The organism is Thermogemmatispora carboxidivorans (assembly GCF_000702505.1).
Lineage (GTDB): Bacteria > Chloroflexota > Ktedonobacteria > Ktedonobacterales > Ktedonobacteraceae > Thermogemmatispora > Thermogemmatispora carboxidivorans.
Window position 1 is genome coordinate 451,352 of record NZ_JNIM01000001.1, and the last position, 12,259, is coordinate 463,610.

The following is a 12,259-nucleotide window of genomic DNA, read 5'->3' on the forward strand; positions in this document are numbered from 1 at the left end:
GCCAGAGGTGGCCGTGGCCTGCGCTGCTGCTCGCAAGCAAGTCGCAGCAGGCGCGCAGCATCCAGCGGCAAACAGGGCAACAGGATGGAGCGAGAGAGAGCCTGCGAGCCTGCCGCCCTGCTGCCTCAGCGTTCCGAGCCGGGGAACCACGGTCCGTGACCCTCTGATCCTGGCTCCTGGAATGGTGGGGGTTGCGGCCCTTCCTCCTTGCCAGGCGAGCCGAAAGGCTGATCACTATCGAAGTACGAAAACCCCCCAGCGCTCCCGGGTACTGAGGGTCCAGGCCAACCACCTTGGGGACTAGCTGGTGGGGGAACCCTAAAGGGAGGGGGACCCTGCCAATCTCTGCGACTGATCGCCAGAATCTGCTCTGCCTCTTGCACGGCTGCCAGTGCCTGAAGACGCTGATTGCGGATCGAGACCAGAAGCAGCGCTGTCCCCAGCAGGGAGGTGAGCATCAGCAAGGCTCCCAGCCCCGCCAGAGTGATATCTCGACTATCACTTGTGGCAGGCACCGGCAATTGAGATTGAGCTGTAGTGGCTGGCTGCGCGACCGGCGTCTGCATCTCTGCAGAGGAGAGCGTTGGTGGCTGATGGAGCGCCAGATGCCATTGATTCTCCAGATGAGCCTGATCCTCGCCAATTGCGGCCTGAAGCGCCTCATCGAAGGTCTGCTGGCCACTGCCGAGCAGCTGGAACAGATGCTGCAGCGCCGTCTTGCCAAAGGTGCGATACATATAGTCGACCAGATTCCAGCTCTCAGCATAGGCTAGATAGGCGGCATCGCTGTCGCTTGGGAAGCGTTGCATGAGCTGAGACAACGGGAGCAGCGAATGATTGCGCAAGGCCTCATTGAGGCGATCGGTCATTTCCGGCTCGTGATAGAGCTGGCAATAGACGGCCAGGCCCTCATCGAACCAGAGAGGAACATCTGTATGGGCAGAGACCGTCTGATGCAGCAGCAAATGGGTCATCTCATGAGGCATATCGCGCGCCAGCGTTTCATCGGTGAGGCTGCTCACCATAAAGAACGCCTCATTGAGGGGCGGGAAGGCCTCACCGCCTACCCATTCCAATGTATCGGGAGGGAGAGCACTGCGGAAAGCGTTCTCGCTGCTGTAGACCCAGAGATCGAAGGTCTGGTGATAATTCAGGCCGGTCACCTCTACCAGATGTTGCTCATCGGTAGTAGCGCGTGTGAGCAAGGACTGGCCGAATCCCGAAGTCTCATTGTACCAGTGAAGATGCATGTATCCCTGTGTAGCGCTTTTCCACGAGAAGCGTGTATCAGTGACAATAAAACTGGTGTATTTAGTTAAATGGGAATTATCTAGAGAATCGCTTAGCTCCCAATAGTAGGTGATTGTTGCTCCTGGCATTACATAATTGTCGCCGCTCGTATTCATGCGCCAATGAAGGGTAACGGTTTTTGCCGCGTTAACAGCGACCCGATTCGTATTGTCGACGTCGAGCAAAGGGATAGAGACATGGATATAGGCGGAGACGATAGGAGCCAGGATATCGGAGGCGCTGATCTGGAAATCGATATAATCAGGGAAATGGACGTTTTGGGTTTGGGCCATTACCGACATTGGGTCGGCGGCCTGCTTAGCCAGAGCAGGGGAGGCCAGTGCTCCTGCGGTAAGCAGCCAGGCAACAGCAAGAGAAGAAAGAACTCTGACAAGCAACGGCAAGCGAGCATAGCGCACGAGCATGTGGATATTGCTCCTTTGCAAGAGAACGGCCCAGGCTTCTATTGTCCCATGTATTGTACATGATTTATCTGGAGATGTGAAGCTATGAGTTGGTACAACTAGGAGCGTGCATCAGAGCCTGGGAGGGGGTGAGGAGGACCTGGGCAAGAGAGTAATGGGCATGGAGGTGAGGGAGTGGAAAGGCATGGCCTGAAAGGGGGATAGCCGTAGGCAATTATCTTACCGTGTGCTATTGTGTCTACGTCCGATAGATTGTCGAGCAAAGCAAGCAGGTATCATGTCTGGCATTCAAGAGAAGAGGAAGGAGAGCAGAGCTGCAGGCTTGCCATGCTGGTTGGAGCCTGTGGAGGGGGTGGGCCTCTCTCCCTGGACCGGCGTTCTGGCGTATTGACAGCCGGGCGGTGGTATACAAGGAGTCTTACTGAGGGGATTGTGAACCGATGAGCAACAGTCAGTGGAAGCAGCCGTTCAAGCATCCTGAAGGTTCAAGCTATAATGGTCATCAGCAAGAGCGAGTGTCGGGGAGTCTCTTACGCCGCTACGGTGAGCAGTCTGCTGGGGGAGCGCCGGGCCTGCCATCGCAGCCATCAGGGTCGGGGCTGAACGGGGCCCCAGCGCGGCAGGCGGGCTATCCAACTGTACCGCAGGGAGTAGGGCGAGCGCCGACGCCCTTGCCGCTGCAGGCGGGTCCGAGCGATCAGGAGGGTCAACCGCGGCGCACCGGCCTGCTTTCGGGGCGTTACAATAACTGGGTCTCCAACGTCTCCCACGTCGTTCGTCGCTGGTCTGGCAAATTCGCAGCCGTAGCCGGTAACATGGGCCTTGGCTCCCCGTCCCAGGCAGCGCGTCCCTTAACTTCCTCCCAGCTGCTGCGTTCTCCAGCTCTGCCGACAGGCCCAGGTACTGGCCTGGGGGAGAGGCCGCCAGCTTCCCCTGTACAGCCTGGTGTCTCCCAGAAAGGCCAGCCCTGGCGTCGCTCGCGTACCTTGCGCATCTCCATGCTCAGACGGAGGCGCCGTCAGCGGCTCAAGAGCCAGCAGTTTGGCCCGCGGCGAGTAGTGACCATCGTGGCCTCGGTCTTGGCCGTGCTCATCTTGATCTTTCTCTCCACAGGTGGAGCATCGGCCTACGCTTACTATCAAGAACAGTATCCGCGCGTACAACAGCTGGCGAGTCAGCATGTCAGCCAGACCTCGCGCATCTACGATCGCAACATGAACCTGCTGTATCAGGCCTATGACACGGAGAGCCAGTACGCCGGACGGCGTACTCCAGTGGCGTATAAGGATATCCCGATGGTCATGCAGCAGGCAATGGTTGCCGCCGAGGACCCGACCTTCTGGTCGAATGCGGGTTTTGATCCCCAGGGTATCCTGCGTGCTTTCATCGAGCATAACGGCGGTGGCAGTGGCTTGACGCAGCAGCTTATCAAGAATCTGACGCACGACGATCAATATTCCTATTCGCGCAAAGTTACCGAGGCGGCTCTGGCTATTGCCCTGACCCAGCAGTATCCCAAGTGGAAAATCCTGGAGATGTACTTTAATGTAGCCCCCTTTGGGGCCCAGGAGCTGGGCATCGAGGCGGCAGTCGAAGACTATTTTGACCTCAAGCCGCATTGCGATGTCCACTTCAACTGTATTCCTGGTATCAGGTATCTCGATGTGAACGTGAAAACGGGCAAACACGATCCGCTGTTGGGTCTGGCGCGCGCCACCTTCCTGGCCGGCCTCCCCCAGAACCCGGACTACTACGATCCCTCCCTCGAGAAAGTCATACCGGGCAACACGGAGCGGGCCCTGAATCGTCAGAAATACGTACTCAACCAGATGATCAAGCTCGGCATGGTGGTGGACGGCGTAGGGCAGGTCACTCCCGAGGTCGCTGCCAAGGTTGAGGCCATCTCGGCCCAGTTCAAGTTCCATCCCTACGTCAACACTATTCGGGCGCCTCACTTCGTCTTCTGGGTCATCACCCAGATTGAGGACGCTCTTGGTCATGGGGATATGCAGGCCGGGAAGGTGGCTTTTCTGACTGGTGGCTTCAACATTCGAACCACGGTTGATGTCAATCTGGAGACCTTTATCGAGAAGGCGATCGATCGCCATCTCAACCAGGTTGAGTGCCGCTACTTTTCCAGCTATACAGGCTGTGGCCCCTTAAGTACTGTCAACAATGTCAATGATGCCGCTGTGGTCGTCATGGATGCCAAAACTGGCGAGATCCTGGCGATGGATGGCAGCTCGGACTGGAACTCAAATAAGCCCGAGATCAAAGGCCAGGTCAACGCAGCTCTCTCGCCGCGCCAGCCAGGTTCATCCTTCAAGCCCATTGTCTACGCGACCGCTTTCCAGATGGGCTGGTATCCAGGCATTGTGCTGCCGGATCTCAAGACCTACTTCCCCTATACTTTGAATAGTGATCTCTTGGATCTGGAGAACAATACCTATCATCCGACCGATTATGGCAATACCTACCATAATTGGAATTCGACCATCCGTGAGGCGTTGCAGAACTCGCTGAACGTACCGGCTGTCAAGGCGATAGAGTTCACTGGTATCCAGAACGTGATCACGATGGCCGAGCGCATGGGCATTACCGCCATCCGCGACTATGATCTGCCGGCCTGCCGTCAGAGTAAAAATAACCCGAAACTCACCTACGAGGATTGTTTCTTCCCAAGCCTGGCCCTGGGCACTGCCGAGGTGCCGCTCTTGCAGATGACGGGGGCCTATCAGGTCTTCGCCGATGGGGGGATGCGCGTTCCGCCCCAGGGAGTCCTTGACATCTGGGATAACTACGGCCACCATCTGTATCACTATGATACCAGTCATCCCCCGGCCACACGTGTGCTCAGTCCGCAGATCGCTTATCTGATGACCAACGTGCTTTCGGATGAGGCCTCCCGCGCCAAGGAATTCGGGGGAGACCATACCCTATCGATGTGGGACTGGCATCTGCCCAATGGTCAAGTGCCCGAGGTAGCGGCCAAGACCGGTACGACCGATAATTTCAAAGATAACTGGACCATTGGCTATACGCCCGATGTGGTGGTGGGGGTCTGGGCCGGCAATGCCAATAACGAGGCGTTCCGTGGCAATGTGATCGGTATTACGGGAGCGGCCCCGATCTGGCATAGCGTGATCGAGCGAACTATGGGCGCCTGCAACATGGATGGCGCCAATATCCCCTGTGGCTCCTATAAGTCGCCCTATCATGACTACTTCTTCACGGCTCCATCGGGCGTGAAAAAGGTGTGCGTCAATTCGGTGAATGGTCTGCAGGGCAGCGGTTACTGTGATGTCATGCTTGACGGAGAGGAGCCGCAGCAGACTGGTCTGGTGGCGTCCAGTTCATCGTCAACGGGGACCAGTGATACAAACGGAACGAATCAGGGCAATGGCAGCGATAATACTGCCACGCCAACAGCAACGCCAACAACCGATAACGGGGCCACGCCAACAGCCACACCGTGACTCTGAGTCTGATCCGGCTGGAGGGAAGGGGCTGGTGGCAGGAGTGAGGAACGGAACGCGCTGAAGTGGCCTCGGTAGAGACAGAAAAAAGGGCGGGTCCACCTCTTGCCAACGAGCGCCAACCAATAAGGCGCGGTGCAGGAGATGGACCCGCCGTGTGCAGAGCGCTGGCCAGATCCGTCCAGCTACTCGGCTTTCGCTCTCCTCCTCGCTCTCGTCCGGTCCGGCCCTTCCCAGCGTCAGGCTCAGCCAGACCGGGCAGAGGTCCGCTAAGGAGCGCTGGAAGCCTTTATTGGTTGACGCAGACCTGGCGCGATAGAGAACCCCAGATGGCCAGGCTCGCACAGGCTGTGGTCAGGAAATTCCCATCAACCATGTTGGTCCAGGCGGGGAAAGCCTTGCCCGTATAGTAGCTGGTGCAGTTCTCAGGATAGCACTGGTGCTCAGAGCTGCCGACCGTTGAGATGCGGATCGAGATGGCGTAAGGGGCATTGAGCCAGACGACGGCCCAGTTTGCTACACAGGCGGTCGAATAATAATTATAGAGCTGGCCGATCCAGGTCCCTCCTCCCTGGGGGCCGCCGGTCCAGATATCGACCGCTGTGAGCGTAACACTATTATTGGCGCTGCTTTTGCCACAGGTTGTCGTGTAAGGATCATCTCCATAGCATTCCGCCCCCTGGCAGGGTGGTGGATAGTAATGCGGCTGAACGCTCTGATTGCTACTGGCACGAGCCTGAGCGTGCGCAGCAGGCGAAGCAAGCAGTGCGGGGAAAAGGATTGCCAGAACGACCAGTAGGAAAGAGAGGGGGATAATCAAGCGACGGTGGAGAAATAGCACTGTGAGAACCTCCCCAATCTTGCTTCATATGAGATTCAGTCAAAGAGATCACCTTTCAAGTGATCTCTTTGATACTTTAGTATATACATGCTAATTTGTCAATATCGGTTGCGAGAGGCTCGTAGCTATCTTCCAGTAAGTGAGGTAACGAGTGAGAGAGGGGTCAGATCGGCGGTCACCTCCCCTTGACAATCCTTTCTGCCGAGTGCTATGCTGTACTTGCAGTCTCACAAAGAGACTGCTAGCACTTAATTTGGCCTCATTGATGCCTGAGCAACCCGGCGGAGAGCGGAGGGCCGGGGCTGGGTAGAGCCAGAGATAGGGGCCTGTGAGCCGATGTCGATCCCGCTGAGTCCACGCAAACAAGAGATCCTGCGAGCGCTGGTCGAGGAATACATTCACACAGGGATGCCAGTGGCTTCCGAGACGCTCGTCCGCAAGTATGGCCTCAGATATAGCTCGGCCACGGTGCGGCACGAGCTGGCGGGCTTAGAGGAGGCAAAGCTGATCTATCAGCCGCATACCTCTGCGGGGCGAGTGCCGACCAATCAGGGCTATCGCTATTTCGTCGAGCATCTTATGGAAGAGTCGGCGCTCTCTCTAGAAGAGCAGCGGCTGATCCGGCACCAGTTCTATCAGGTGCAGGATCAGCTTGATCAGTGGGTGCGCCTGACCGCCTCGGTCATGGCGCGGATGTTGCACAGCGCTGCAGTGATGACCCCGCCGCGGGCCAGTGTAGGGCGACTCAAGCATTTTGAGATCCTCTCGGTCTCTGATTACTCGGCCCACCTGGTTTTGGTGATGAGCGATGGCACAGTGAGGCAGCGGCGCCTGTTGCTGGAGACGCCTTACAAGCAAGAGGATCTAAGCGCCATCTCGACGCGCCTGAATAAGCTCTTCCAGGGAAAGAATGCCGCCGAAGTCATGGCGACCTTAGAGAGGCGGGGTTTCTCGCCGGTGGAGCAGCTGATTGGCACGGCGATCGCCCACTTACTTGAGCAGCATAGCCGTCTCGTCAGTGATCTCTTCTATCGTGAAGGTGTCCTCAACATTCTAGAGCCGCCTGATGGGCGAAGCCGGGCCGGCGAAGAGGAGCGGCGTGAGCGTAGCCATCGTGCGCTGGAAGAGGAGCGGCGTGAGCGTGTCAACAAAGTGATCAAGGTGCTGGAAGAAAAGAGCTTTTTGCCAGCCCTGGCCTCACACGTGCGCGAGTCCGATGGGGTACAGGTGATCATCGGTGGAGAAGATGAATGGGATGAGATGAAGGATGTCAGCCTGGTCGTTGCTCGCTATGGCCGCGAGGATAAGCTCAGTGGCCTCTTGGGAGTGATCGGTCCCACTCCTATGCAATACGGGCGGGCCGTGGCGGTTGTCCGCTATATGGTAGAGGTGATGAACGATCTGCTGGAGGAGGGTTATGGTCTCTGAGCGGACGGCTGAGCTGCGGTATGGCGGCATGGATCGACCTCACCGGGCTGGGTAGGTGACGAACAGAGAAGCGAGATGAGGCCTTGCAGCGGTGGAGATGGGGTGATGGTGGGGTGGTTGGAGGGCTGAGGAGGTGAGGGAAGAGGGTGGCCAGCGGTCATCTTCACGGGTTCCCTTCCACCGTGCGCACGCTGGCGCTCTCCCAGCTCTGACGGGTGCGGGTCGGCGCTGGGTTCAGCAGTCAGGCTGTCAGTGGTAGGCAAGCAGACCGAGTGAAAGAGCTAGAACGGACAGGCGGCTCCTTGCGATCATCCTGCTGTTCTCTCCCCCGGCCAGCGCAGAAAATCTTGCGAGATTGTAGGAGGCAACTGTGCCACGAGTTATTGGCATTGATCTTGGGACGACGAACTCTTGCGTTGCTGTTATGGAAGGCGGCGAGCCGGTAGTGATTCCCAACGCCGAGGGCTCGCGCACGACACCGTCCGTCTTTGCGGTGACGAAGAACGGCGAGCGGCTTGTCGGCGAGATGGCGAAGCGGCAGGCCATTACGAATCCCGAGAACACCATTTATTCCATCAAGCGCTTCATGGGGCGCAAATACGATGATCCCGAGGTCGTGCGAGATCGCAGCCTCGTTCCCTATAAAGTGGTCCGTGCCAGCAACGGCGATGCCTGGGTCGAGATCCAGGGGCGTCAGTACAGCCCCCCCGAGATCTCGGCCATGATCCTTCAGAAGCTCAAGAGCGACGCCGAAGCCTACTTGGGCGAGCGCGTGACGCAAGCGGTCATCACAGTGCCAGCCTACTTCAACGATGCTCAGCGCCAGGCGACGCGCGATGCGGGGCGGATCGCCGGTCTGGAGGTTCTGCGCATCATCAATGAGCCGACGGCGGCCTCGCTGGCTTACGGTCTGGATAAGAAGAAGGATGAGCGTATTGCTGTCTACGACCTGGGCGGAGGCACGTTCGATATCTCGCTGCTGGAGCTTGGCGAAGGCGTCTTCGAGGTCAAAAGCACCAATGGTGATACCCATCTGGGAGGCGATGACTTCGATCAGCGCATCATCAACTGGATGGCCGAGGAATTCCAGAAGGAGCATGGCATCGATCTGCGCCAGGACCGTATGGCCCTGCAGCGCTTGAAGGAGGCTGCCGAGCGCGCCAAGAAGGAGCTGTCCAGCTCGCTGCAGACGGAGATTAATCTGCCCTTCATTACTGCCGATGCCAGTGGCCCCAAGCATCTGATGGTGACCTTGACGCGCGCCAAGCTGGAGCAGCTGGTGGAGGACCTGATTGAGCGCTCGCGCGGGCCGGTAATGCAGGCCCTGGCCGATGCCGGCGTGCGCCCCAGCGATATCCAGGAAGTGGTCCTGGTCGGTGGCCAGACGCGTATGCCTGCAGTTCAGGCCCTGGTGCGCCGGATCTTCGATCGCGAACCGCATCGTGGAGTCAATCCCGATGAGGTGGTGGCTGTGGGGGCCGCCATCCAGGCCGCCGTTCTGACCGGCGATATTAAGGACGTCTTGCTGCTCGATGTGACACCGCTCTCGCTGGGTATCGAGACTATGGGCGGCATCTTTACCCGCTTGATCGAGCGCAATACGACGATCCCAACGCGCAAGAGCCAGATCTTCTCTACCGCCAGCGACAATCAGCCGAGTGTCGAAATCAATGTGCTGCAGGGCGAGCGTGAGTTTGCCAAGGATAACCGCTCGCTGGGGAGCTTCATCCTCGATGGGATTCCGCCTGCTCCTCGTGGCGTGCCACAGATCGAGGTGACTTTCGATATCGATGCCAACGGTATTGTCAACGTCTCGGCTCGCGATAAAGGCACCGGGCGCCAGCAGAAGATTACCATTATGCCCTCCAGTGGCCTCTCTCAGGAGCAGATCGAGCGTATGATTCGCGAGGCCGAGGAGCACGCGGCGGAGGATCGCCGGCGCAAGGAGGAGGTCGAGGAGCGTAACCAGGCCGATAGCGCCGCCTATCGCGCCGAGAAAAGCCTGGCCGACCTGGGCGAGAAGCTCTCTTCGGAGCAGCGTAACGAACTGGAAACGCAGATCGCTGAGGTGCGTGCTGCTTTGGCTGGTGACGATATCTCGCGCATCAAGGCTGCACGCGAGGCGCTGGAGCAGAGCTTCTATCGTGTCAGCGAAGCCCTCTATCGTCAGGCGGAGAGCGCCGATGGCTCTTCCTCTAGCGCTGCGAGCGGCGAGGATGGCCAGTCGCAGGGAACGGCGCAGGACGATACGATCGAGGGCGAGTACAAGGAAATGTAGTTCTCTCACGTTAAAAGGACCTGTCGATGCCTGCTGGTAAACGAGATTACTACGAAGTTCTGGGTGTATCGCGCCACGCAAGCGAGGAAGAAATTAAGAAAGCGTTCCGCCGCCTTGCCAAGCAGTATCACCCGGACGCTAACAAGGAGCCAGGCGCTGAAGCGCGCTTCATTGAGATCAATGAGGCGTATGAGGTCCTGAGCGATCCGCAGAAACGAGCGGCCTACGATCGCTATGGCCATGCCGGGGTCGGCAATGGCAGCGGAGCGGCTGGCTTTGGCGGGTTCGGCGGCTTCGGCGACTTCGGCTCATTCACGACGCTCAACGACATCTTCGAGACCTTCTTCGCTGGAACGGCAGGTTCGCAGCGCCGGACGGGACCGCAGCGGGGCGCTGATATTCGCTATGAGCTGACGATTACCTTCGAAGAGGCCGTTTTCGGTTGTCAGAAGGAGATCGAGCTGCCTCGCTGGGAGACCTGTCCTCATTGCCACGGAAGTGGCGCTCAGCCAGGCACTTCGACCGCTCGCTGCTCCTCCTGCGGCGGTACTGGCGAGATTCGGCGCGTGCAGCAGTCGATCTTTGGTCAGTTTGTCAATGTGACCGTCTGCGAGCGCTGCCGCGGCGAGGGGCGCGTGATTACGACGCCTTGCGAGAAGTGTCGTGGCCAGGGGCGCGTGCGCAATAATCGTCGCGTGGTGGTCAATATCCCTGCTGGCGTTGACGATGGAATCAATGTGCGCGTGACCGGTGAGGGAGAGGTCAGTGCCCGCGGTGGTACACCTGGCAACCTCTATGTGATCCTCACCGTTAAGCCCCATCCTTTCTTTAAGCGCCAGGGCAACGACATTATCTATGAGCTGCCGATCAGCTTTACGCAGGCGGCTCTCGGCGACGAGGTTGAGGTGCCAACGATCGATGGCAAGACCGCAACGCTCAAGATTCCCCCTGGTACCCAGAGCGGTCGCTCTTTCCGCCTGAAGGGCCTGGGGGTACCGGTGGTCCATAGTAGCGCTCGCGGCGATCAGCATGTGATCGTGAAGGTGGTTACTCCTACGAACCTGACGCCCGAGATGCGCCGCCTGCTCGAAGAGTTTGCTCGCCTGGAGCGTGAGCAGAGCGAGCAGAACGATAAGAACATCTTTCGCAATCTCTTCGAGAAGACGAAAGATGTCTTTCAGTGAGCCTTGATGCTGCACGCGCACTCTCAGGATGTCTTCAGCAGGCCGGGAAGGCGAGGGCGAGACTTCTTCTCTGCCCTCCCTTCCAATGGGCCACTGAGGCCAGCCTGGCCCGGTTTACGACAAGGAAAGGGTTGCTAGGGCCTGGGGCCTGGTTTGGGTTGGCTCTTTCTCTGGGGATGGCGTCGCGCTTGGGCCAAACTCGGCCAGCACGGGCAGGTGATCACTAGCCTGGGACCCCGTGATGCCGTTGCCTTCTTGCACGACCTGGCAGACCCTCAGCCGCGGCGCTAGTTCGGGACTGGCAAAGATGAAGTCGATCCTTCCCGCTGGCATGAGTGCCGGACAGGTGAAACCTGGCTCGCGCGGATGCAGGTGGCGGAAGCAGTCGATGTAGCCTGCACGCTGCAGCAAGGGAATACTCTTGCGCGGCACAGAAAGGCCCGCCAGGGCGTCAATGAACCAGAGCGCGAGTCGATTGCGCAAGAGGTGTGCCAGTAGTGGCTGCAGAGGGCGCAGGCGGTCAGGCAAGACATAGGCAAGATGGGGATGGCCATCGCGCTCTTGGCTCTCGTCGGGCAGGGTCTGATCCAGGTAAAGCACGTAGCGCAGCAGGGCGCTGGCTCGCAGCGGCTCGCCCGGCGCCAGCGTATTGAAGTCGCCCATGAGTAGATGAGGCTGGCCGCGCACGGCGGCCATGATGTTCAGAATGGTCTCAATCTCTCGCTGCCGCAGCTGCTCTGCGGTTCGCCCCTTGTGGAAGCTTGCAAGCAGATGAGCTACAAAGACGGTCAGCTCGTTCCCATCCTCCTCGCGTACATGGACCTCCAGAACCGGGCGAGTCAGCACACCTGGCCGGACATGTACCCGGCTGGCAAGGACCGGTAGCCTGGTGAGGCAGGCCACCTGAAACTCTTCGCCTGCCGTCGGATGGTCTCCCCGAAGCAAGGTCATCTCCAGGCGCTCTGCCAGTTCCTCTACAACAGCTTTCTCCGTTCCCCGGCGTGGATTAAGCCCCTCGGGCAACCCGATAATGTCGGGCTGGGCGGCGCTGATCAGGCGCAGCAGGGACTCCGTGCGTCGACCCTCTCCAGCGCAAGGAGTCATGCCACCGGCCAGAATATTATATGAGAGAACTCGTGTCATCCTTGTCAGTTACGGTGCTCTTCGCGCTTTGCGGAACTTGCAAAGCTCTCGTGACTCTTTGTTCGCCCTTCATCGTGCTGTGCTCCCCGTCGGCGAACGGCAGCGGAGCGCACAGATAGCGATCATGCTCTGCTCTCGGCTGCATGACCATCCGCAATTTAAGAACGGTTTGACTGGGGCGAAAAGCACAATTT

Annotated in this window: 7 protein-coding genes; 4 read left to right on the forward strand and 3 right to left on the reverse strand. The window is 58.7% G+C overall.

The window, feature by feature from the left end; all coding sequences use genetic code 11:
- Window positions 1–125: 125 nt before the first annotated feature.
- The gene (locus tag N688_RS01800; RefSeq protein WP_052887688.1) at window positions 126–1,715 is read right to left on the reverse strand and encodes a peptidase MA family metallohydrolase; all 1,590 of its coding nucleotides are present in this window, start codon (window positions 1,713–1,715) and stop codon (window positions 126–128) included.
- A gap of 440 nt (window positions 1,716–2,155) precedes the next feature.
- Between N688_RS01800 and N688_RS01805 the strand changes: the two genes are divergently transcribed.
- Complete coding sequence (locus tag N688_RS01805; RefSeq protein WP_052887689.1) at window positions 2,156–5,191, forward strand: transglycosylase domain-containing protein; 3,036 nt, start codon at window positions 2,156–2,158, stop codon at window positions 5,189–5,191.
- Between the two features lie 289 nt (window positions 5,192–5,480).
- On the opposite strand, the gene N688_RS01810 is transcribed toward N688_RS01805, so the two are convergent.
- Complete coding sequence (locus N688_RS01810) at window positions 5,481–6,032, reverse strand: hypothetical protein (RefSeq protein ID WP_052887690.1); 552 nt, start codon at window positions 6,030–6,032, stop codon at window positions 5,481–5,483.
- A gap of 336 nt (window positions 6,033–6,368) precedes the next feature.
- On the opposite strand from N688_RS01810, the gene hrcA reads away from it, so the two are divergent.
- From hrcA to dnaJ, 3 genes are all read left to right on the forward strand, one after another.
- Window positions 6,369–7,460 (forward strand): heat-inducible transcriptional repressor HrcA, encoded by a 1,092-nt coding sequence (gene hrcA / locus N688_RS01815; protein ID WP_052887691.1) that lies wholly within the window; start codon window positions 6,369–6,371, stop codon window positions 7,458–7,460.
- Window positions 7,461–7,830: 370 nt separating this feature from the next.
- Entirely contained in the window at window positions 7,831–9,738 is a 1,908-nt protein-coding gene (gene dnaK, locus N688_RS01820) for a molecular chaperone DnaK (RefSeq protein WP_052887692.1), read from the forward strand.
- Between the two features lie 26 nt (window positions 9,739–9,764).
- Entirely contained in the window at window positions 9,765–10,922 is a 1,158-nt protein-coding gene (gene dnaJ, locus N688_RS01825) for a molecular chaperone DnaJ (protein ID WP_052887693.1), read from the forward strand.
- A gap of 114 nt (window positions 10,923–11,036) precedes the next feature.
- Here the strand turns inward: dnaJ and N688_RS01830 are convergent, their stop codons facing one another.
- Entirely contained in the window at window positions 11,037–12,065 is a 1,029-nt protein-coding gene (locus tag N688_RS01830) for an endonuclease/exonuclease/phosphatase family protein (RefSeq protein WP_052887694.1), read from the reverse strand.
- Between the last annotated feature and the right edge of the window lie 194 nt (window positions 12,066–12,259).